This is a genomic window from Serratia surfactantfaciens (assembly GCF_001642805.2).
GTDB lineage: Bacteria > Pseudomonadota > Gammaproteobacteria > Enterobacterales > Enterobacteriaceae > Serratia > Serratia surfactantfaciens.
Map to the genome: position 1 here is coordinate 4041354 of NZ_CP016948.1, position 20597 is coordinate 4061950.

The following is a 20597-nucleotide window of genomic DNA, read 5'->3' on the forward strand; positions in this document are numbered from 1 at the left end:
CGGCGGCCACAGAGGAGAGCGTCATCATGAACAAGTGGAAAACAAGCGCCGAACAGATCCTGACGGCGGGGCCGGTGGTGCCGGTCATCGTTATCAACAAGCTGGAACATGCGGTGCCGTTGGCGAAAGCGCTGGTCGCCGGCGGCGTGCGGGTGCTGGAGGTGACGCTGCGCACCGCCTGCGCCATGGATGCCATTCGCGCCATCGCCCAAGAGGTGCCGGAAGCGATCATCGGTGCCGGTACGGTGATTAATCCGCAGCAGCTGCGTGAAGTGACCGAGGCCGGCGCCCAGTTCGCCATCAGCCCGGGACTGACCGACGAGTTGCTGAAAGCGGCCACCGCCGGTTCAATCCCGTTGATTCCAGGCATCAGCACCGTTTCCGAACTGATGCAGGGCATGGATTACGGCCTGCGCGAGTTTAAATTCTTCCCGGCGGAAGCCAACGGCGGTGTAAAAGCGCTGCAGGCGATCGGCGGCCCGTTCCCGCAGGTGCGCTTCTGCCCGACCGGCGGTATCTCGCCGGACAACTACCGCAGTTACCTGGCGCTGAAAAGCGTGCTGTGCATCGGCGGCTCCTGGCTGGTGCCGGCGGACGCGCTGGAAAGCGGCGACTACGCGCGCATCACCGAACTGGCGCGCGCCGCCGTGGCGGGCGCCCAGGCCTGATTTACATCGCAGCGGTGGCGGCCGGCAGCGCCGCCCCGCTGCGCTGACTGAACCGCTGTTTCTTGCGGTAAGCGAACACATCCTCCACGTGCCCCTCGCGGATACGCTGCTGCAACCCGCGCCAATACTCCGCGGTAAACAGATCGCTGTGCAGCTCTTCAAACACCTGCCGGATGCGCCGATCGCCGCACAGGAAATGACGGAACTCCTCCGGAAATACGTCGTTGGGCGCGATGCTGTACCACGGCTCGCTGGCCAGCTCATCCTCCGGATAGCGCGGCGGCGGAATGTCGCGGAAGTTGACCTCGGTCATGTAGCAAATCTCGTCGTAGTCGTAGAACACCACTCGCCCGTGGCGCGTCACGCCGAAATTCTTGAACAGCATGTCGCCGGGGAAGATATTGGCGGCGGCCAGCTGCTTGATGGCGTTGCCGTACTCTTCGATCGCATCGCGCATCTGCTGGTCGTTGGCCTGCTCCAGATACAGGTTCAGCGGCGTCATGCGGCGTTCCATATACAGGTGTTTGATCACGATGCGATCGCCGAGATCTTCCAGCTTGCCCGGCACTTCGCGCCGCAGCTCTTCCAGCAGTTCCGGGCTGAGGCGCGCCTTGTCGACGACAAAATTCTCGTACTCCTGGGTATCCGCCATGCGCCCGACGCGATCGTGCTCTTTCACCAGCTGATAGCAAGCCATCACCTGCGCCTGCGTCACCTCTTTTTGCGGGGCGAATTCGTCTTTGATCACTTTGAACACCCGATCGAAGGACGGCAGAGTGAACACCAGCATCACCATGCCCTTCACCCCCGGCGCGATGATGAACTGCTCCTGCGACTGCGCCATAAAGGTCAGGTATTCGCGATAGCATTCGGTTTTGCCGTGCTTCTGGCAGCCGATCGCCATGTACAGCTCGGCGGTGGTCTTGCCCGGCAGGATCTCGCGCAGCCATTCCACCATCGCCGCCGGCAGCGGCGCGTAGACCATAAAATAAGAGCGGGCGAAGCCGAAAACGATGCTGGCCTCCGCCTTGCCGGTCAGGCAGGCGTCGATAAACAGCGCGCCCGATTCGCTGTGGTGGATCGGCAACAGGAACGGGTAAACGCCGTCGGCCAGGCGCAGCTTGCCAACCAGCCAGGCGGCCTTGTTGCGGTAAAACAGTTCGTTGGCGATCTGAAAGGTCGCGCCCGCCAGCTGCTGTGCGCTGAAGGTGCGTTGCAGCGCTTGCGTGATATAGCGGATATCGCGCGTCAAATCCTCCCACGGCAGCCGCAGCGGCAGATCGCTCAGCAGGCTGCGCAGCATCGCCGGCAGATCGCCATGGGGAGTGAAATCGCGCGCCAGCGGACGCGGAATGTCGCGAAAGCGCCGTTCCGGCTGCGAACTGAACACGAACAGCTTGTCCGGCGTCAGATCGCGATGCTTGAACAGCCGGCAGTAGACCGAGTTAAAAAAGCTTTCGGCTATCTCGAAACGCGGATAGTCCGGCAGCAGATCGATATAGACTGCTTTGACCCGGCTGGGGAAGTCGGCGTCGAAGTATTTCTGCCCGGTGATGCATTTGAGCTGCTCCACCACCAGGCCGACATGATGGTCGTACAGATGGATGCGCTTTTTCATCGCCTGCTGTACCGCCGGCCAGTCCGCCTGTTCGAAGCGCTGCTGCGCGCCGGCGGTCACCTCCAGAAAGCGGCCATACTGCGCATCGAAGCCTTGCAGGATCGTCTGTGCGATCAACAACTCCAGTTTTGCCGCCATCCTTACCCCCGCCAGAAAAAGGAGCCTGCGCATGCAGGCTCCGGGTGAAACGTCTTCAAGCTTGCCGCGTCAGAACTGCTGTTCTTCCGTCGAGCCGGTCAGCGCAGTCACCGAAGAGGCACCGCCCTGAATGATGGTGGTGACCTTGTCGAAGTAGCCGGTGCCCACCTCTTGCTGGTGCGAGGCAAAGGTGTAGCCGCGATCCACTGCGGCGAACTCCGCCTGCTGCACCTTCTCGACGTAGTGTTTCATCCCTTCGCCCTGCGCATAGGCGTGCGCCAGATCGAACATGTTGAACCACATGCTGTGGATGCCCGCCAGCGTGATGAACTGATACTTGTAGCCCATGTCCGACAGCGCCTGCTGGAAGCGGGCGATGGTCTGGTCGTCGAGGTTCTTCTTCCAGTTGAACGACGGCGAGCAGTTGTAGGCCAGCAACTTGCCCGGGTATTTGGCGTGGATGGCGTCGGCGAAGCGCTGGGCGGCATCCAGATCCGGCGTCGAGGTTTCGCACCACACCATATCGGCGTAAGGGGCATAAGCCAGGCCGCGGCTGATCGCCTGCTCGACGCCGGCATGGGTGCGGAAGAAACCTTCCGCCGTGCGCTCGCCGGTGACGAAGGCGCTGTCATACGGATCGCAGTCAGAGGTCAGCAGGTCGGCCGCGTCGGCGTCGGTGCGGGCGATCACCAGCGTCGGCACGCCGAGCACGTCAGCCGCCAGGCGTGCGGCAACCAGCTTTTGGATCGCTTCTTGCGTCGGCACCAGCACTTTGCCGCCCATATGGCCGCATTTCTTCACCGCCGCCAGCTGATCTTCAAAGTGCACCCCGGCAGCACCGGCGGTGATCATCGCTTTCATCAGCTCAAAGGCGTTCAACACGCCGCCGAAGCCGGCTTCCGCATCGGCGACGATCGGCAGGAAATAGTCGGTGTAGCCTTTGCTGCCCGGTTCAATCCGGTTCGCCCATTGGATCTGATCGGCGCGGCGGAAGGTGTTGTTGATGCGTTCGACCACCTTCGGCACCGAGTCCACCGGATACAGCGACTGGTCTGGATACATCGCCGCCGCACTGTTGGCGTCCGCCGCCACCTGCCAACCGGACAGGTAGATGGCCTCGACGCCGGCTTTGGCCTGCTGCAGCGCCTGGCCGCCGGTCAGCGCGCCCAGGCAGTTCACGTAGCCTTTACGCGCCTTGCCGTTCAGCAAGGACCACAGTTTAGCAGCGCCGTTTTGCGCCAGGGTGCATTCCGGGTTGACCGAACCGCGCAGGTTGATCACGTCTTCAGCGCTATAAGGGCGGGTAATGCCTTCCCAACGGGCCGATTTCCATTCCTGTTCCAGCTGCTGGATCTGTTGAGAGCGAGAGGTAGACATAATTTTTATCCTTTCAGTCATGTAGGGTTGATTGGGAAAATTCAGGCCAGCAGCGCATAGCCGGGCAGCGTCAGGAAATCGATTAATTCATCTTGCGTGGTGATGCGCTCCATCAGGTGCGCCGCCTCTTCGAACCGGCCGGCGTTAAAGCGCGCCTCCCCCACTTCTTCACGCACCACCAACATCTCTTCTTGCAACATCTGGCGGAACAGCGCCTTGGTCACCGGACGCCCATCATTCAGGCTCTTCTCGTGGTGGATCCACTGCCAGATAGAGGTACGAGAGATCTCCGCCGTCGCGGCATCTTCCATCAACCCATAGATCGGCACGCAGCCGTTGCCGGAGATCCAGGCTTCGATGTACTGCACCGCCACGCGAATGTTGGCACGCATTCCCGCTTCCGTGCGTTCGCCGTCACAAGGTTCCAGCAGCTGCGCGGCGCTGATCGGCGCATCCTGCTCACGCAGCACGTCCAGCTGGTTTTGGCGATCGCCCAATGCCTTGTCGAACACCTCCATCACCGTGTCCGCCAGCCCCGGGTGTGCCACCCAGGTGCCGTCGTGGCCGTTATTGGCCTCCAGCTCTTTGTCCGCCCGTACCTTGTTCAGCACCCAGGCGTTTTTCTCGGCGTCTTTGCTCGGGATAAACGCCGCCATGCCGCCCATGGCGAACGCACCGCGCTTATGACAGGTTTTGATCAACAGACGCGAATAGGCGCTGAGGAAGGGTTTCTCCATGGTCACCGACTGACGATCCGGCAGCACGCGATCGCCGTGATTTTTCAGCGTCTTGATGTAGCTGAAGATGTAATCCCAGCGGCCGCAGTTCAGGCCAACGATGTGATCGCGCAGGTGATAGAGGATCTCGTCCATCTGGAACACCGCCGGCAGGGTTTCGATCAGCACCGTCGCCTTGATGGTGCCGCGCGGCAGATCGAAACGATCCTCGGTAAAGCTGAAGACATCGCTCCACCAGGCTGCTTCTTCCCAGGACTGGGTTTTCGGCAGATAGAAATACGGGCCGCTGCCCTTGGCCAACAGCTGGCGATAGTTGTGGTAGAAGTACAGCGCGAAATCGAACAGGCCGCCTGGGATGGCCTCGTCGCGCCACAGCACGTGCTTCTCCGGCAAATGCAGGCCGCGCACGCGAGCGATCAACACCGCCGGGTTCGGTTTCAACTGGTAAATCTTGCCGGCTTCATTGGTGTAGGAAATGGTGCCGTTAACCGCATCGTGCAGGTTGATTTGACCGTCGATGACTTTGTCCCAGCTTGGCGCCAGCGAGTCTTCAAAGTCCGCCATAAATACTTTTACGTTGGCGTTCAGCGCATTGATCACCATTTTGCGCTCGACCGGCCCGGTGATCTCAACCCGGCGATCGCGCAGGTCTTGCGGAATGCCGCGGATCTGCCAGTCGCCCTCACGAATGGAATTGGTTTCCGAAATAAAGCCAGGCAATTCGCCGCGATCGATATTTTGCTGCCAGCGGACACGCGCCGCCAGCAGCTCATTGCGCCGCGGCGTGAATTTCGCCACCAGTTCCGCCAGGAACTCAACCGCTTCATCCGTCAATACCTGGCGCTCCGCAGCGGCGAAACCCTGCGTAAACCTTAACTCCGTGCCTGCTATCTGTTGCGTCATGACCTTGCTCCTTCCCATCGTCGCGCCTGAGCGACCGGCGCATTTTCATCAGAAATCACTGTGGATCAGGGCGGATGAAACGATCCTAAACTGGTCAGATCTCATCCCGATAGCTCTAAGAATACTCAACAAAAAATAAAAATCAAAAACCATTTCCATTTTATTATTAAATATTTTATTAACACTTTATTATCAATTAGTTATGAAAAATAACAATACCACCAAGTAAGGAAATCGGTTCCAATAGGCATGCAGGAACATGATAACGCCTTGTCGAACAAGGTATTTCAGGAAGAGATGGGGGAGAAAAAGAGGATCGAACGAGGGATCGTCAACGCGGCGGCCTCGATTCAGCCGCCGGCAGGCAGAAAAATTCAGTCGAGCGTCGGGTTCATATGGCGCAGATCGTAAGGCGTAATCTGGTAGACGTAATAGTTGAGCCAGTTGGAAAACAGCAGGTGGCCATGGCTGCGCCAGGTGGCTTTCGGTGTCAGTGCAGGGTTGTCATCGGGAAAGTAGTTGAGCGGAACGGTGGGATCGAGGCCGGCATCGTTGTCGCGACAATACTCCCCGGCCAGAGTCAGGGCATCATATTCCGGATGGCCGGTGACAAACGCCAGGCGCTTATCTCTGCTGGCGAACAGATAGGCGCCGGCCTGCTCGGATTCGGCCAGGATATCCAGATCGGTATACTGGCGAATCACCTCAGTCGGGAAATCGGCATAGCGTGAATGCGGCGCCAGGAAGCTTTCGTCGAAGCCGCGCGTCAGCAATGCATGCTGCTGCAGCGTTTGGTGCGGATAAACGCCAGAGAGCTTCACCTCGCGCGTCATCTTGGGAATACCGTACAGGATGTTCAACGCCGCTTGTACCGCCCAGCACACGAACAGCGTGGAGGTGACGTGGTTCTTGGCCCAGTCGATCACCCGTTCGATCTGCGGCCAGTAGGCGACATCGCAGAAGTCGACCAGCCCCAGCGGCGCACCGGTGACGATCAAACCATCGAAGTTCTCATTCTGGATGTCCTCAAAGTCGCAGTAGAAATTGTTCAGATGCTCAGCCGGCGTGTTCTTCGACTCGCGGCTATCGATACGCAGCAGCTGGATATCAATCTGCAGCGGCGAGTTGGAGAGCAGGCGCAGAAACTGGTTTTCCGTTTCGATCTTCTTTGGCATCAGATTGAGGATCAGCACTTTCAATGGCCTGATTTCCTGTGTTTTTGCCCGTGAGGATGTCATTACGAAGACATTCTCATCACGCAAGAAGCTGACCGCAGGTAACTCATCAGGAACACGAATCGGCATTGCTTAATCCTCACACATCCATTTATACGTTTAGACTTCCAGATGCCCGAAGATAGCTTTTTTTTCGGTCGATGTCGAGCATTCAGCGGAAAGGTGAAAATGTTTCATTGCGCGGCCTGCGCCAGGATATGAGCAGAGGGAGTAAAGCGGATGAAAAGCAAAAAGGCCATCCTTTCGGATGGCCTCTTGGCTTGTTTGATGCTTGGCAGTGTCCTACTCTCGCATGGGGAGACCCCACACTACCATCGGCGCTACGGCGTTTCACTTCTGAGTTCGGCATGGGGTCAGGTGGGACCACCGCGCTATTGCCGCCAAGCAAATTCTTTTTTCTGCCGAACTTCTAAACCCACTTTAAATAAAGTGGTGCTGATACCCAGAGTCGAACTGGGGACCTCACCCTTACCAAGGGTGCGCTCTACCAACTGAGCCATATCAGCACGCTTAATTTGATGCCTGGCAGTGTCCTACTCTCGCATGGGGAGACCCCACACTACCATCGGCGCTACGGCGTTTCACTTCTGAGTTCGGCATGGGGTCAGGCATCCACCGTGTACGCTTAGTCACTTAACCTCACAACCCGAAGATGTTTCCATCGTTCGCGCTGCAAACATTTGAGAGACTCTATGACAGGTTACTCTTCATCCCAATACATCTACGGAGGGATAAATTTCAGCCGTCATGTTTCAATTTTCAGCTTGTTCCAGATTGTTAAAGAGCAATATCTTAAACATGACTCGCAAGTCATCTTTAAGATTTTTTCGGCCTGTCGTGACCGGTGATAATGTCTTTCACTCATTATCGGAATGGCGTCCCCAAGGGGATTCGAACCCCTGTTACAGCCGTGAAAGGGCAGTGTCCTAGGCCTCTAGACGATGGGGACACGAAAATCCGATTAAACTGAATAACTTAATCGGTTCGTATCAGCATGAATAACTCATGGCATCAACAGGTAGCGCTTTGCTCGTTACTTTCTATCAGACAATCTGTGTGAGCACGCCACTCGAACTAATATCTTTAGGTAAGGAGGTGATCCAACCGCAGGTTCCCCTACGGTTACCTTGTTACGACTTCACCCCAGTCATGAATCACAAAGTGGTAAGCGCCCTCCCGAAGGTTAAGCTACCTACTTCTTTTGCAACCCACTCCCATGGTGTGACGGGCGGTGTGTACAAGGCCCGGGAACGTATTCACCGTAGCATTCTGATCTACGATTACTAGCGATTCCGACTTCATGGAGTCGAGTTGCAGACTCCAATCCGGACTACGACGTACTTTATGAGGTCCGCTTGCTCTCGCGAGGTCGCTTCTCTTTGTATACGCCATTGTAGCACGTGTGTAGCCCTACTCGTAAGGGCCATGATGACTTGACGTCATCCCCACCTTCCTCCAGTTTATCACTGGCAGTCTCCTTTGAGTTCCCGGCCGAACCGCTGGCAACAAAGGATAAGGGTTGCGCTCGTTGCGGGACTTAACCCAACATTTCACAACACGAGCTGACGACAGCCATGCAGCACCTGTCTCAGAGTTCCCGAAGGCACCAATCCATCTCTGGAAAGTTCTCTGGATGTCAAGAGTAGGTAAGGTTCTTCGCGTTGCATCGAATTAAACCACATGCTCCACCGCTTGTGCGGGCCCCCGTCAATTCATTTGAGTTTTAACCTTGCGGCCGTACTCCCCAGGCGGTCGATTTAACGCGTTAGCTCCGGAAGCCACGCCTCAAGGGCACAACCTCCAAATCGACATCGTTTACAGCGTGGACTACCAGGGTATCTAATCCTGTTTGCTCCCCACGCTTTCGCACCTGAGCGTCAGTCTTCGTCCAGGGGGCCGCCTTCGCCACCGGTATTCCTCCAGATCTCTACGCATTTCACCGCTACACCTGGAATTCTACCCCCCTCTACGAGACTCTAGCTTGCCAGTTTCAAATGCAGTTCCCAGGTTGAGCCCGGGGATTTCACATCTGACTTAACAAACCGCCTGCGTGCGCTTTACGCCCAGTAATTCCGATTAACGCTTGCACCCTCCGTATTACCGCGGCTGCTGGCACGGAGTTAGCCGGTGCTTCTTCTGCGAGTAACGTCAATTGATGAACGTATTAAGTTCACCACCTTCCTCCTCGCTGAAAGTGCTTTACAACCCGAAGGCCTTCTTCACACACGCGGCATGGCTGCATCAGGCTTGCGCCCATTGTGCAATATTCCCCACTGCTGCCTCCCGTAGGAGTCTGGACCGTGTCTCAGTTCCAGTGTGGCTGGTCATCCTCTCAGACCAGCTAGGGATCGTCGCCTAGGTGAGCCATTACCCCACCTACTAGCTAATCCCATCTGGGCACATCTGATGGCAAGAGGCCCGAAGGTCCCCCTCTTTGGTCTTGCGACGTTATGCGGTATTAGCTACCGTTTCCAGTAGTTATCCCCCTCCATCAGGCAGTTTCCCAGACATTACTCACCCGTCCGCCGCTCGTCACCCAGAGAGCAAGCTCTCTTGTGCTACCGCTCGACTTGCATGTGTTAAGCCTGCCGCCAGCGTTCAATCTGAGCCATGATCAAACTCTTCAATTAAAAGCTTGATTTGCTTCCACTCGAGAAGCGATGCTCAAAGATTTACTGCATGAATTTTACTTCAGTTAGTCACTCTTCAAGACTTGATATTTTTTGCATCCGAAGATGCTGGATATCGTCTTGTGGAGTGCCCACACAGATTGTCTGATAAATTGTTAAAGAGCAGTGAGTTAGGCGCTTTCGCTTGCTAACTCGAGGTGGCGTATATTACGCTTTCCTCTTTCAGAGTCAACCCTAATTTTCAGGATTTTTTCTCTTTCTTCCCGGCCGCCGTGTGAAGTGAATCACTTGCGCCGTGTCGATGGAGGCGCATTATAGGGATCCGAGTTTTTTGCACAACCCCTTTTTTGATCTTTTCTTTCTGTTTGCACACTTTTCAGCCCTTCCGAGTGGATCTTGTGCGATCAGGGCCATTTTCCGCAGGATCCGGCGCTGCCGTTGGTTGTAATTCCATCGCCAGAGTCTAGTATTGCCGGTAAATATGATCCCGACGTGAGGCAACACTATGTCCGATGCAGTACGTTCTTATCTTCAATACACCCCCAAACTCGGTCAGCGCGTCCTGATCGATCCTTCCAGCGTCGTGATCGGCGACGTCGATCTGGCGGATGACGTCAGCATCTGGCCGCTGGTAGCTATCCGCGGCGACGTCAATGCGGTAAAGATCGGCGCACGCAGCAATATTCAGGATGGCAGCGTGCTGCATGTGACTCACCGCTCCGAACATAACCCCGGCGGTTATCCCCTGTTAATTGGCGAAGACGTTACCGTGGGCCATAAAGCGATGCTGCACGGCTGCGCCATCGGCAACCGGGTGCTGGTCGGGATGGGATCGATCCTGTTGGACGGTGTAGTCGTAGAAGACGACGTAATGATTGGCGCCGGCAGTTTGGTGGCGCCGGGCAAGCGTCTGGCGAGCGGCTATCTTTATATGGGTAGCCCGGCACGCCAGGTTCGGCCGCTGACCGCCGCCGAGTTGGAGGGATTGCTTTATTCTTCTAACAACTATGTACGCTGGAAAGACGAATACCTGTCGGAAGATATCTGATGGGCGCCCCGTTCCCTATAAAGAGAACGGGGTAGGATTTATGCCGCCAGCTCGCTGCGCAGCTGGCGCAAGACCGGTTCTATCTCTGGCATCACGCCGTGCCACAGCAGGAAAGCATGCGCCGCCTGCCCCACCAGCATACCCAGCCCATCGGCGTATTCCGTTGCGCCCTGCAGCTGCGCCCAGGCCAGAAATGGCGTAATGCCTTGCTGATAGAACATGTCATAGCAACGGGTTTGCGCGTTCACCACGCCTGCAGGCAACGCCGGGATCTCCCCGCTGATGCCGGACGCCGTCGCATTGATCACCAGATCGAACGCTTGCTGATCCAGTTGATCCATCGGCGCCGCCGAGATCTCCCCCAGATGCCGGAAAGCGTCGGCCAATTCCTGGGCCCGGCTGAAGGTACGATTGGTGATGGTGAGTCGGCAGCCGAAAGACAGCAGCGGCAGGATCACGCCGCGTGCCGCACCGCCGGCGCCCACCAGCAGAATGCGATCCTGCGGCCGAATCAATTGCTGGCGCTGCAGATCGGTCAACAAACCGATGCCGTCGGTGTTGTCCCCCAGCAGTTCGCCATTTGGCAATACCTTCAGGGTGTTGACCGCGCCGGCCATCGCCGCTCGCTCACTCAGCTCGGAGGCGAGCTCATAAGCACGCTCCTTGAAGGGCACCGTGACGTTCGCCCCCAGCCCTCCGGCGCGGATAAACGCCTGCAAGCTGGTTTCAAAACCGTCCAACGGCGCCAACACCGCGCCATAAGGATGCTCAATGCCGGTCTGAGCAGCAAACAGCGCATGAATTCGCGGCGACTTGCTGTGGCCAATAGGGTTGCCAAATACCGCAAACTTCTCCATGCCCATTACCTCTAGCCCTGACGGATCTGTTCGCCGGTCAGTGCATCTCTGATTTCGGAAGGATTAAGACGGCCGCCCACCTCACCGGCCAATACCGGGAAAGCGTCGCCGAATTGCCGCGTGACTTCATCCGCACTGCGGCACGGCTCCAGCCCGCTGAGATTGGCGCTGGTCGACACGAGCGGCTTGCCGTACTGCCGACACAGCTGCTGCACCAACGGATGATCGCTGACGCGCACCGCCAATGAGCTGAAACGCCCGGTCAGCAAACGTGGCGTCTCCGGCCGAGCGGGCAACACCCAGGTTACCGGCCCTGGCCAGCTGGCAAACATCGTCGCGCGCTGCTGTTCGCTGAGCGCACTGTCATCGATATATGGCTTAAGCTGTGCATAGTCGGCGGCGATCAGAATCAGTCCCTTTTCCCACGGCCGCTGTTTCAACGCCAGCAGCACATTGACCGCCTGTTCACTGTCGGGATCGCAACCCAGGCCGAATACCGCTTCGGTGGGATAGGCAATAACCTGCTGTTGATGCAAAGCATCGATGATAGATAAAAGGTTCGGGCTTAATTCTGAGTTCATGATGTGATTATTCTGTAGTCGCGACGGGTTTGCCGCACAGCTTGCTGGCACAGCACAGGACGGGGCCCTTTGCCGTGCGCTTTTCCATCAGCAACGGGTAATGGCAGTAGGCGCATTCACCGGCGACGGGTTTAACATTGAGGGCGAACTGGCATTCCGGGTAACGATCGCAGGAATGAAAAACCTTGCCGTAGCGCGACTTACGCTGCAACAGCTTGCCTTGCCCGCACTGCGGACAGGTAATGGCGGTTTCGTCAGGCTTGTCGATCACTTCAGTGTGATCACACTGCGGATAATCGCTGCAACCGATAAACATGCCGTAGCGCCCCTGGCGCAGCACCAACGTCGCCTGACACTTCGGGCACTGTTGCCCATCCAACACCTTAACGATATGCCCATCGGCCTGTGCTTTCAGCGGCCGAATATATTGGCATTCAGGGTACTGGGAACAACCGAGGAAGGGGCCGTGGCGACCGCTACGGATCACCAGCTCGGCCCCGCATTCCGGACAGGGTTCATTTTGCCTGGCGGCAAAAATCGCGTTTTTTGTCATAACGTCTTCTATGCGCGTTATCGGCTCAATGCAGATAACCTTCGTTCACTTCAAACAACAGTTCTTCCATTTGCTGATAGGCGCTTTCATATCCGGGGATATTAAACAGCACCATCAACACGACCCATTTCAGATCTTCGAGATCGAATTCCGCATTATCCAAAGCCATAACGCGGTCGATAACCATTTCACGGGTTTCGAGGTTCAATACCTGAATCTGTTCCAGGAACAGGAGAAAACCACGGCAGCCGGCGTCCAAACGCGCACCTTCCTCTTCGGTGTAAATCCGCATCGCCAGCGGATCGGCATCCATAAAGTAAGGGGCATTTTGACCTTCTTGCAGGTCAGCCAACTTCTCAAGCCAATTCAACGCGTTGTAGATATCATCCCGATGAAACCCCGCCTGAGCGAGATCATCGGTCAGTTGATCCTGATCGACGCGCATCTCTGGTTCATTGTGGATATAAGTTTCAAACAAGTACATGAGTACGTCGAACATGGCTTGCCCTCCTTATTCGGACATAGCCGCCGGGTACAGCTGCGATCCACCCTGCTAACTCCAGCTCGAGTAACTTGATTACCACCACTGGCACAGGTTGGCCGGCACGTTCAGCGACGACGTCAACAGGTGTCACCTCATCTCCTACGTTAGCCAACACATCGGCAAATGGCAATTCAACTTCAGCCTGTGACGCACAAATAGTTGTATTTTCGTTCAGCGGCAGCCATTGAAGACCGCTTTCCAGCAATTCGGCGATATCTTTCGGCCCGGTGACCAGATGCGCGCCCTGTTGGATGAGCCAATGTGTGCCCTCGCTCATCGGGTTCCCTAATGGCCCTGGCAGAGCGAACACCTCACGCCCCTGTTCCAACGCATAGCGAGCAGTCACCAGGGTACCGCTGTGCAGCGAGGCTTCTATAACCAGAACGCCCAGACTCAGCCCGCTGATAATACGATTGCGGCGCGGAAAATGGTCGGCCAGAGGCAAGTCGGTGACTAAATGATCTGAAACCACGGCGCCGCCTTGTTCGACTATCTGTTCCGCAAGCCGACGGTGCCGGCGCGGATAGATATTGGCCAGCCCGCTACCCAACACCGCGACAGTACAGCCGCCGGCCGCCAACGCCGCGCGATGGCAAATCCCGTCGATGCCAATCGCCAGACCGCTGGTGATGGCGAAACCGCAGCGCGCCAACTCAGCGGCGAAATGGTTCGCCCATCGCTCGCCGTAATGGCTGAACTGCCGACTGCCGACCATGGCGAGCTGCGGTTGCAACAGCGCCTGCGGATCGCCCTCGATCAGCAAAAACAGCGGCGCATCGTCGATCTGGGCCAGGCGATCGGGATAACCGAGCGCCCCATAGTTCACTATGCGGTGCGCCGGCTTTTCCAACCAATGCAAGGTAGCCGTAAGATAGCCGGGATCCGCCCGGTTGAACTGTGCCCGCTGCCGTTCGTTCAATCCCAGTTCACGCAGCGCGCGATTGGGTTCGCCCCCCATTTGCGATAACTGCTGCACGATCCGACTGGCCGTCGGGGTCTGTAGCCCCGTAACCCCCCGCATCCGTAAAGCGATCTCTTCCAGCCGCATCGTCTGTTCCCTCAGCAAAAACGGTGGTATTACCAATCTGAGCAATTGGTGCGCAATGCTGTCAATCAGGTCGGGAAATGTCTAGAATAGAGGTTAAACCTCGTTCATTACTCGGATACAGATCTAAAGATATATGTCAGTCTTGCAGGTATTACATTTCCCAGACGAGCGTCTGCGCAAAGTCGCAGCGCCGGTAAAAGAAGTCAATGCAGATATCCAGCGCATCGTGGATGATATGTTTGAAACCATGTACGCAGAGGAAGGCATTGGCCTGGCTGCGACTCAGGTGGATATCCATCAGCGCATTATCGTGATCGACGTCTCCGAGAATCGCGATCAGCGCCTGGTGCTGATCAACCCGGAGCTGCTGGAAAAAAGCGGCGAAACCGGCATCGAGGAAGGCTGTCTTTCCATTCCAGAGCAGCGTGCGTTAGTGCCGCGCGCCGCGCAGGTGAAGATCCGCGCGCTAGATCGCGAAGGCAAACCTTTCGAGCTGGAAGCGGACGATCTGCTGGCGATCTGCATCCAGCACGAGATGGATCACCTGATGGGCAAGCTGTTCGTCGATTACCTGTCGCCGCTCAAGCGCCAGCGTATTCGTCAGAAACTGGAAAAAATGGCCAAGCTTCAAGCCCGCGCCTAACCGATCAGGAAATCAACGTGTCTGATTCTTTACGGATTATTTTCGCCGGAACACCAGACTTCGCAGCGCGTCATCTTGACGCGCTGTTGTCATCTGAGCACCAGATTGTCGGCGTATTTACCCAGCCCGACCGCCCGGCAGGCCGCGGCAACAAGCTGACGCCAAGCCCGGTCAAAGCGCTGGCCGAACAACACCAACTGCCGGTATTCCAGCCCAAGTCATTACGTCCCGAAGAGAACCAGCGCCTGGTGGCCGATCTCAACGCCGACGTGATGGTGGTGGTCGCTTACGGGCTGATCCTGCCACAAGCGGTGTTGGATATGCCGCGCCTGGGCTGCATCAACGTACACGGTTCGCTGCTGCCTCGCTGGCGCGGCGCGGCGCCGATCCAGCGTTCACTCTGGGCCGGCGACAGCGAAACCGGCGTGACCATCATGCAGATGGATGTCGGCCTCGATACCGGCGACATGATGCACAAGATCGCCTGCCCGATTGAGAGCAGCGACACCAGCGCCAGCCTCTACGACAAGCTGGCTCAGCTCGGCCCGCAGGGCATGTTGACGACGCTGCGCCAAATGGCCGACGGCAGCGCCACCCGCGAGGTACAGGACGAATCGCTGGTCACCTACGCCGAGAAGCTGAGCAAAGAAGAAGCTCGCCTGGACTGGACCCTGTCCGCCGCCCAGTTGGAGCGCTGCATCCGCGCCTTCAACCCTTGGCCCGTCAGCTACTTCATCATCGACGAGCAACCGGTGAAAGTGTGGCAGGCCAGCGTGCTGGCAGAAAGCGCCAACGCAGAACCGGGCACCGTTATCCATGCCGACAAGCACGGCATTCAGGTGGCGACCGTCGACGGCATCCTCAATCTGATCCAGCTGCAGCCCGCCGGTAAGAAACCGATGTCGGCGCAGGACCTGTTAAACTCACGTCGTGAATGGTTTACCCCGGGCAACCGGCTGTAAGCCACCCCACTGCCCGGCCGTTTATCGCCGGGCCGTTATTTTCTTAATGCCGATCGTTATCAGCTTTAGCCTATGAAAAATAATTACAATCTCCGCAGCATCGCTGCCAAAGCCATCGGCCAGGTGCTGGATCAAGGGCAGTCGCTCAGCACTGTCCTGCCAGCGCTGCAAACCTCCATCAGCGACAAAGATCGCGGGTTGCTGCAGGAACTGTGCTTCGGCACGTTACGCGTGCTGCCGCAGCTCGAATGGTGCATTCAACAATTGATGGCCAAGCCACTGACCGGCAAGCAGCGCACGCTACACTATTTGTTGATGGTCGGCTTGTACCAGCTGCTGTATACCCGCATCCCGGCGCACGCCGTGCTGGCGGAAACCGTGGAAGGTGCGGTAGCGCTGAAACGCCCGCAGTTAAAAGGCCTGATTAACGGCGTTTTGCGCCAATTTCAACGCCAGCAGGAAGAGCTGCTGCAACGCGCCGCCAATAATGACAGCCGCTATCTGCATCCCAGCTGGTTACTGAAACGCATTCAACAGGCTTATCCCGCCAACTGGGAACAGATCGTCGACGCGAATAACCAGAAGCCGCCGATGTGGCTACGCGTCAACCGCCTGCACCACACCCGCGAAGCTTATCTGCAGTTGCTGACCGACGCCGGCATCGCCGCAGAGCCTCATGCAGACTATGCGGACGCGGTGCGTTTGCTGGCGCCTTGCGCCGTGACCGATCTGCCTGGGTTCACCGAAGGCTGGGTCACCGTACAAGATGCCTCGGCCCAGGGCTGTGTCGATCTGTTGGATCCGCAAGACGGCGAGCAGATCCTCGATTTGTGCGCCGCACCTGGCGGTAAAACCACGCATATCCTGGAAGCGGCGCCGAAAGCGCACGTGATGGCCGTCGATATCGACGAGCAACGTCTGGCGCGGGTGAAAGAAAACCTGCAACGCCTGCGTTTGCACGCGGAGGTTAAACTGGGTGATGGCCGCACTCCGCAACAATGGTGCGGCGACAAGCAGTTCGACCGTATCCTTCTGGACGCACCTTGCTCCGCCACCGGCGTGATCCGCCGTCACCCCGATATCAAATGGCTGCGCCGCGATCGCGACATCGCCGAGCTCGCCGCACTGCAGGCCGAAATCCTGGAAGCCGTCTGGCCGCATCTGAAATCAGGTGGCGTGATGGTTTACGCAACCTGCTCTATCCTGCCGGATGAAAACAGCAGCCAGATTGCCGCGTTCTTGCAGCGCCACGCCGATGCCAAGCTGGTTGAAACCGGCGATGCACAGCGGCCAGGGCGACAGAATATCCCGCATCCCGAGGATGGCGATGGCTTCTTTTACGCTAAGCTGATTAAAATGTAATTCTTCAGGGCGTACGTGCGCGCCCTAAGTCTTTCAGTGTGAAGCAGAGAACACGATGAAAATAATTATTCTTGGTGCCGGTCAGGTTGGCGGGACGCTGGCGGAAAACCTGGTGGGTGAAAACAACGATATCACCGTCGTCGATACCGATTCCGGCCGCTTGCGCCAACTACAGGATAAATTCGATTTGCGGGTGGTTCAGGGACATGGTTCCCACCCTCGGGTGCTGCGCGAAGCCGGCGCAGAAGACGCCGACATGCTGGTCGCGGTCACCAACTCCGACGAAACCAACATGATCGCCTGCCAGATCGCCTATTCTCTGTTTAATACCCCTAACCGCATCGCCCGCATCCGCGCGCCGGAATATATCCGCGAATCGGAGAAACTGTTCCTGCCGGAAGCGGTGCCGATCGATCATCTGATTTCGCCGGAGCAGCTGGTCATCGACTATATCTACAAGCTGATCGAATACCCTGGCGCCCTGCAGGTGGTCAACTTCGCCGAAGGCAAGGTTAGCATCGCCGCGGTTAAAGCCTATTACGGCGGCCCGCTGGTCGGCAATGCGCTCTCTTCGATGCGCGAACACATGCCGCATATCGATACCCGCGTCGCCGCCATATTCCGCCAGGATCGTCCGATCCGTCCGCAGGGCTCGACCATTATCGAAGCCGGCGATGAAGTGTTCTTCGTCGCCGCCTCACAGCACATCCGCGCGGTAATGAGCGAACTGCAACGGCTGGAAAAACCCTATAAGCGCATCATGATCGTCGGCGGCGGCAACGTCGGCGCCGGCCTGGCCGCCAAGCTGGAAAAAGACTACAACGTCAAACTGATCGAGCGCAATCAGCAACGCGCCGCCGAACTGGCCGAACAGCTGCACGATACCATCGTGTTCTACGGCGATGCTTCGGATCAGGAGCTGCTGGCCGAAGAGCACGTCGAGCAGGTGGACGTCTTCATCGCCATCACTAACGACGATGAGGCCAACATCATGTCGGCCATGCTGGCCAAGCGCATGGGCGCCAAGAAGGTGATGGTATTGATCCAGCGCCGTGCCTATGTCGATCTGGTGCAAGGCAGCGTGATCGATATCGCCATTTCTCCCCAGCAGGCAACCATCTCCGCCCTGCTGGGACACGTGCGCAAAGCGGATATCGTCAGCGTTTCGTCGCTGCGCCGCGGCGTAGCTGAAGCGATCGAAGCGATTGCTCACGGCGACGAAAGCACCTCCAAAGTGGTCGGCCGCATCGTCGAAGACATCAAGCTGCCGCCGGGTACCACCATCGGCGCTATCGTGCGAGGCGACGACGTGATCATCGCCAACGGCAACAGCAAAATCGAACAGGGCGATCACGTCATCATGTTTATTACCGACAAGAAATTCGTGCCGGACGTTGAACGCTTGTTCCAACCGAGTCCGTTCTTCTTGTAGAACGAATTTATTAGGCGATGGTCTATAATTGCGTAGTTGTTCTCTGCCTTGGGAGGAGATAAAACTTCTCGCCATTTGTGGCAAAGGGAAATTGCTTTGTTAAACTTGAGTTATTAATTCTGCAAGGGGTGCGTTCTATGAGTATGTTGAAAGAGTTTCGCGAATTTGCCATGCGCGGCAACGTGGTCGATCTGGCCGTCGGTGTGATTATCGGTGCTGCATTCGGCAAGATTGTTTCGTCCTTCGTGGCCGATATCATCATGCCACCGTTGGGCTTACTGATTGGCGGCGTCGATTTTAAACAGTTCCATCTGGTGTTACGTGAAGCTCAGGGCGCCGTACCGGCGGTGGTAATGAACTATGGTTCATTCATCCAGACCGTATTTGACTTTGTGATTGTCGCCTTTGCTATCTTCCTGGCGATTAAACTGATGAACAAGATGCGCCGCAAGCAGGAAGAAGCGCCGGCAGCGCCGCCAGAACCAACCGCAGAAGAGAAACTGCTGACGGAAATCCGTGATTTGCTGAGCCAACAACAGCAGCCAAAGCTGTAAAACAGCATTAGGTTACGCCAATAAAAAGCCACCTTCATCGGTGGCTTTTTTAATGCCTTAAAACCAGAAGGCCAGTGGTAAATTATCGTTTGATAGTTTGCCACTGGCCTCCCAGTTACCGCCTTTGTTGTGTTTTTCTTTACGCCGATAGCTGCCTTTGCCTTTCACATTCTTTTCCACTCGTTGGCGGAATAGCGGGTCATGCAGCAGCGCCTCAATGGCGTTATCTTGAATCTGGCCTTTAGTGTGACGATATTTCGTCATGGTAATGCTCCTGTAAAAGGTAGGGTAATAAAACGAGCCGATAATACTGCCGGCAATATAAAAATTAAAGTGCCGTCAGCAACCTTTTTTGCCTTTATCATCGCTGGCGCCCTGCTCCAGGGCTTCCAGAATAGAACAATAGTTGCTGGTATGGGCAGTGCCGCAGCAGGCGTCACTCAAGCGTTTCAACGATTCGCGCATGCGGGTCAGCTCCGCCAACTTGCTTTCCACTTCGCTCAGGCGAGCATCGACGATCGACTTCGATTCCTGGCAGGTATGGTGTTCAGGATCAACCCGGATCGACAGCAGTTCGGCGATCGTTTCCAGAGTAAAGCCCAACTGTTTGGCATAGCGAATAAAACGCAGCCGCTGCAGGTCCTGCTCCGTATACAGCCGATAACCGCCTTCGGTGCGGACATTGTGATCCATCATGCCCTGCTTTTCATAGTAACGCACGGTATCCGGCGTCACTTCGGCGAGCTTGGCCAACTGACCTATCTTGAACATGACTTCTCCTCTCGGGTGAATTTGCCGTCCAGTGCGTGCTGATATTCGCCATGCAAGAAATCCGTGCTCATCCCAGCCTGACGCAATCGATGTTCCAGCAGTGCCATGCGCTTGCTGAGATCGACATAGTCCGGATGTTCGCTATTAATCTCTTGCAGTAAGCGAGCAACGGTTAATGCCTCTTTGCGATCTTCCAGCGCCGGCGGCAGGTAACCGGCATTTTTCAGCAAACGGTAACCGGCGCGTAGCTCGGGCGGCACCGCGCTGTCATCTTCCAGCACAAGCGGCTGCCCCTGGCCGGGCAGATTGTCGAACTCGCCTTTATCCTGGGCATCAAGGATATGACGTTCCGCCCATTGATCGAGCAATCCCATGACAGACAGCCTCGGTTAGCCTAATGAATAAGCCTTAGCATAGCGGATAGGGGCGGGGATCTTAAGCACAGCAGGGGGAATTGCGCACATTTGGCTGGATTTGGACGTAAAAAAACCGGGCAAGCCCGGTTTTTTTACGCGTCTACAGATTACTCTGCAGTTGCCACTTCTGCTTGAGACTCAGCACGATCAACCAGCTCGATGTATGCCATCGGCGCGTTGTCGCCTGCGCGGAAGCCACACTTCAGAATGCGAGTGTAACCACCGGCACGGCTCGCGAAACGCGGGCCCAGCTCGTTAAACAGTTTTGCCACGATCTCGTTATCACGAGTACGGGCGAATGCCAGACGACGATTAGCTACGCTGTCGGTCTTGGCAAGAGTAATCAGCGGCTCAACAACGCGACGCAGCTCTTTTGCTTTTGGCAGGGTCGTCTTGATGATCTCATGACGAACCAAAGAGCCGGCCATGTTACGGAACATAGCCTGGCGATGGCTGCTGTTACGGTTCAGTTGACGACCACTCTTACGATGGCGCATGACCTTATCCTTCTCAGTAAAAC

Annotated in this window: 20 protein-coding genes, 2 tRNA genes and 3 rRNA genes; 7 read left to right on the top strand and 18 right to left on the bottom strand. The window is 56.8% G+C overall.

The window, feature by feature from the left end; translation table 11 throughout:
* Positions 1-26 precede the first annotated feature (26 nt).
* On the top strand, positions 27-668 hold the full coding sequence (locus tag ATE40_RS18870; protein WP_063918651.1) for a bifunctional 4-hydroxy-2-oxoglutarate aldolase/2-dehydro-3-deoxy-phosphogluconate aldolase: 642 nt from the start codon (positions 27-29) through the stop codon (positions 666-668).
* A gap of 1 nt (position 669) precedes the next feature.
* On the opposite strand, the gene aceK is transcribed toward ATE40_RS18870, so the two are convergent.
* From aceK to ATE40_RS18915, 9 genes are all read right to left on the bottom strand, one after another.
* Positions 670-2424, bottom strand: coding sequence for a bifunctional isocitrate dehydrogenase kinase/phosphatase (aceK, locus tag ATE40_RS18875; protein WP_019453252.1), 1755 nt, complete (start codon positions 2422-2424; stop codon positions 670-672).
* A 69-nt stretch (positions 2425-2493) separates the two neighbouring features.
* Positions 2494-3801 carry an isocitrate lyase gene (gene aceA / locus ATE40_RS18880; RefSeq protein WP_019453253.1) on the bottom strand — a complete coding sequence of 436 codons (1308 nt, stop codon included), beginning with the start codon at positions 3799-3801 and terminating at the stop codon, positions 2494-2496.
* A 41-nt stretch (positions 3802-3842) separates the two neighbouring features.
* Positions 3843-5441, bottom strand: a complete 1599-nt coding sequence (gene aceB, locus ATE40_RS18885) for a malate synthase A (RefSeq protein ID WP_063918650.1) — start codon at positions 5439-5441, stop codon at positions 3843-3845.
* 374 nt (positions 5442-5815) lie between these two features.
* Positions 5816-6745: a homoserine O-acetyltransferase MetA gene (gene metA / locus ATE40_RS18890; protein ID WP_025160144.1), complete on the bottom strand. Its 930-nt coding sequence runs from the start codon at positions 6743-6745 to the stop codon at positions 5816-5818.
* A gap of 200 nt (positions 6746-6945) precedes the next feature.
* Positions 6946-7061 (bottom strand): 5S ribosomal RNA (rrf, locus tag ATE40_RS18895).
* Positions 7062-7106: 45 nt separating this feature from the next.
* Positions 7107-7182 (bottom strand) — tRNA-Thr (locus ATE40_RS18900).
* Between the two features lie 14 nt (positions 7183-7196).
* Positions 7197-7305: ribosomal RNA gene (gene rrf / locus ATE40_RS18905) — 5S ribosomal RNA — on the bottom strand.
* Between the two features lie 244 nt (positions 7306-7549).
* A tRNA-Glu gene (locus ATE40_RS18910) sits at positions 7550-7625 on the bottom strand.
* A gap of 139 nt (positions 7626-7764) precedes the next feature.
* A 16S ribosomal RNA gene (locus ATE40_RS18915) occupies positions 7765-9306 on the bottom strand.
* A gap of 505 nt (positions 9307-9811) precedes the next feature.
* On the opposite strand from ATE40_RS18915, the gene ATE40_RS18920 reads away from it, so the two are divergent.
* Entirely contained in the window at positions 9812-10354 is a 543-nt protein-coding gene (locus ATE40_RS18920; protein WP_063918416.1) for a gamma carbonic anhydrase family protein, read from the top strand.
* Positions 10355-10392: 38 nt separating this feature from the next.
* Here the strand turns inward: ATE40_RS18920 and aroE are convergent, their stop codons facing one another.
* The 5 genes from aroE to dprA are packed head-to-tail and all read right to left on the bottom strand — an operon-like array spanning position 10393 to position 13937.
* On the bottom strand, positions 10393-11211 hold the full coding sequence (gene aroE / locus ATE40_RS18925; protein WP_025160382.1) for a shikimate dehydrogenase: 819 nt from the start codon (positions 11209-11211) through the stop codon (positions 10393-10395).
* Between the two features lie 11 nt (positions 11212-11222).
* Positions 11223-11792 carry an L-threonylcarbamoyladenylate synthase type 1 TsaC gene (tsaC, locus tag ATE40_RS18930; RefSeq protein WP_063918415.1) on the bottom strand — a complete coding sequence of 190 codons (570 nt, stop codon included), beginning with the start codon at positions 11790-11792 and terminating at the stop codon, positions 11223-11225.
* 7 nt (positions 11793-11799) lie between these two features.
* On the bottom strand, positions 11800-12345 hold the full coding sequence (locus tag ATE40_RS18935; RefSeq protein WP_019456195.1) for a DNA topoisomerase family protein: 546 nt from the start codon (positions 12343-12345) through the stop codon (positions 11800-11802).
* Between the two features lie 25 nt (positions 12346-12370).
* Positions 12371-12844, bottom strand: a complete 474-nt coding sequence (gene smg, locus ATE40_RS18940) for a DUF494 family protein Smg (protein ID WP_025160381.1) — start codon at positions 12842-12844, stop codon at positions 12371-12373.
* Entirely contained in the window at positions 12816-13937 is a 1122-nt protein-coding gene (gene dprA / locus ATE40_RS18945; RefSeq protein WP_063918414.1) for a DNA-protecting protein DprA, read from the bottom strand. The genes smg and dprA overlap by 29 nt, the downstream gene beginning before the upstream one ends.
* A 133-nt stretch (positions 13938-14070) precedes the next feature.
* On the opposite strand from dprA, the gene def reads away from it, so the two are divergent.
* The 5 genes from def (at position 14071) to mscL (ending at position 18890) form a co-directional block, all read left to right on the top strand.
* Entirely contained in the window at positions 14071-14580 is a 510-nt protein-coding gene (def, locus tag ATE40_RS18950) for a peptide deformylase (protein WP_015379260.1), read from the top strand.
* 17 nt (positions 14581-14597) lie between these two features.
* The gene (gene fmt, locus ATE40_RS18955; RefSeq protein WP_019456191.1) at positions 14598-15542 is read left to right on the top strand and encodes a methionyl-tRNA formyltransferase; all 945 of its coding nucleotides are present in this window, start codon (positions 14598-14600) and stop codon (positions 15540-15542) included.
* A gap of 72 nt (positions 15543-15614) precedes the next feature.
* Positions 15615-16904 carry a 16S rRNA (cytosine(967)-C(5))-methyltransferase RsmB gene (rsmB, locus tag ATE40_RS18960; RefSeq protein ID WP_063918413.1) on the top strand — a complete coding sequence of 430 codons (1290 nt, stop codon included), beginning with the start codon at positions 15615-15617 and terminating at the stop codon, positions 16902-16904.
* A gap of 55 nt (positions 16905-16959) precedes the next feature.
* Positions 16960-18336, top strand: a complete 1377-nt coding sequence (trkA, locus tag ATE40_RS18965; protein ID WP_004929716.1) for a Trk system potassium transporter TrkA — start codon at positions 16960-16962, stop codon at positions 18334-18336.
* A gap of 137 nt (positions 18337-18473) precedes the next feature.
* Positions 18474-18890 carry a large-conductance mechanosensitive channel protein MscL gene (gene mscL, locus ATE40_RS18970; RefSeq protein WP_015379263.1) on the top strand — a complete coding sequence of 139 codons (417 nt, stop codon included), beginning with the start codon at positions 18474-18476 and terminating at the stop codon, positions 18888-18890.
* Positions 18891-18947: 57 nt separating this feature from the next.
* Here the strand turns inward: mscL and ATE40_RS18975 are convergent, their stop codons facing one another.
* The 4 genes from ATE40_RS18975 to rplQ form a co-directional block, all read right to left on the bottom strand.
* Positions 18948-19154, bottom strand: coding sequence for an alternative ribosome-rescue factor A (locus ATE40_RS18975; RefSeq protein WP_004929720.1), 207 nt, complete (start codon positions 19152-19154; stop codon positions 18948-18950).
* 75 nt (positions 19155-19229) lie between these two features.
* The gene (gene zntR, locus ATE40_RS18980) at positions 19230-19661 is read right to left on the bottom strand and encodes a Zn(2+)-responsive transcriptional regulator (protein WP_016930321.1); all 432 of its coding nucleotides are present in this window, start codon (positions 19659-19661) and stop codon (positions 19230-19232) included.
* The gene (locus ATE40_RS18985) at positions 19649-20035 is read right to left on the bottom strand and encodes a DnaJ family domain-containing protein (protein ID WP_019456187.1); all 387 of its coding nucleotides are present in this window, start codon (positions 20033-20035) and stop codon (positions 19649-19651) included. Before ATE40_RS18985 ends, zntR begins: the two co-directional genes overlap by 13 nt.
* A gap of 149 nt (positions 20036-20184) precedes the next feature.
* A complete protein-coding gene (rplQ, locus tag ATE40_RS18990; protein ID WP_004929726.1) occupies positions 20185-20574 on the bottom strand; it encodes a 50S ribosomal protein L17 in 390 nt (129 codons plus the stop codon).
* Between the last annotated feature and the right edge of the window lie 23 nt (positions 20575-20597).

Bases quoted from the DNA above. Each gene is read 5' to 3' on its own strand.
- aceB (WP_063918650.1), bottom strand. From the start codon at position 5,441: ATGACGCAACAGATAGCAGGCACGGAGTTAAGGTTTACGCAGGGTTTC.
- trkA (WP_004929716.1), top strand. From the start codon at position 16,960: ATGAAAATAATTATTCTTGGTGCCGGTCAGGTTGGCGGGACGCTGGCG.
- aceK (WP_019453252.1), bottom strand. From the start codon at position 2,424: ATGGCGGCAAAACTGGAGTTGTTGATCGCACAGACGATCCTGCAAGGC.
- ATE40_RS18975 (WP_004929720.1), bottom strand. From the start codon at position 19,154: ATGACGAAATATCGTCACACTAAAGGCCAGATTCAAGATAACGCCATT.
- rplQ (WP_004929726.1), bottom strand. From the start codon at position 20,574: ATGCGCCATCGTAAGAGTGGTCGTCAACTGAACCGTAACAGCAGCCAT.
- tsaC (WP_063918415.1), bottom strand. From the start codon at position 11,792: ATGAACTCAGAATTAAGCCCGAACCTTTTATCTATCATCGATGCTTTG.
- rsmB (WP_063918413.1), top strand. From the start codon at position 15,615: ATGAAAAATAATTACAATCTCCGCAGCATCGCTGCCAAAGCCATCGGC.
- ATE40_RS18920 (WP_063918416.1), top strand. From the start codon at position 9,812: ATGTCCGATGCAGTACGTTCTTATCTTCAATACACCCCCAAACTCGGT.
- smg (WP_025160381.1), bottom strand. From the start codon at position 12,844: ATGTTCGACGTACTCATGTACTTGTTTGAAACTTATATCCACAATGAA.
- dprA (WP_063918414.1), bottom strand. From the start codon at position 13,937: ATGCGGCTGGAAGAGATCGCTTTACGGATGCGGGGGGTTACGGGGCTA.
- ATE40_RS18935 (WP_019456195.1), bottom strand. From the start codon at position 12,345: ATGACAAAAAACGCGATTTTTGCCGCCAGGCAAAATGAACCCTGTCCG.
- def (WP_015379260.1), top strand. From the start codon at position 14,071: ATGTCAGTCTTGCAGGTATTACATTTCCCAGACGAGCGTCTGCGCAAA.
- aceA (WP_019453253.1), bottom strand. From the start codon at position 3,801: ATGTCTACCTCTCGCTCTCAACAGATCCAGCAGCTGGAACAGGAATGG.
- ATE40_RS18985 (WP_019456187.1), bottom strand. From the start codon at position 20,035: ATGGGATTGCTCGATCAATGGGCGGAACGTCATATCCTTGATGCCCAG.
- metA (WP_025160144.1), bottom strand. From the start codon at position 6,745: ATGCCGATTCGTGTTCCTGATGAGTTACCTGCGGTCAGCTTCTTGCGT.
- mscL (WP_015379263.1), top strand. From the start codon at position 18,474: ATGAGTATGTTGAAAGAGTTTCGCGAATTTGCCATGCGCGGCAACGTG.
- zntR (WP_016930321.1), bottom strand. From the start codon at position 19,661: ATGTTCAAGATAGGTCAGTTGGCCAAGCTCGCCGAAGTGACGCCGGAT.
- aroE (WP_025160382.1), bottom strand. From the start codon at position 11,211: ATGGAGAAGTTTGCGGTATTTGGCAACCCTATTGGCCACAGCAAGTCG.
- ATE40_RS18870 (WP_063918651.1), top strand. From the start codon at position 27: ATGAACAAGTGGAAAACAAGCGCCGAACAGATCCTGACGGCGGGGCCG.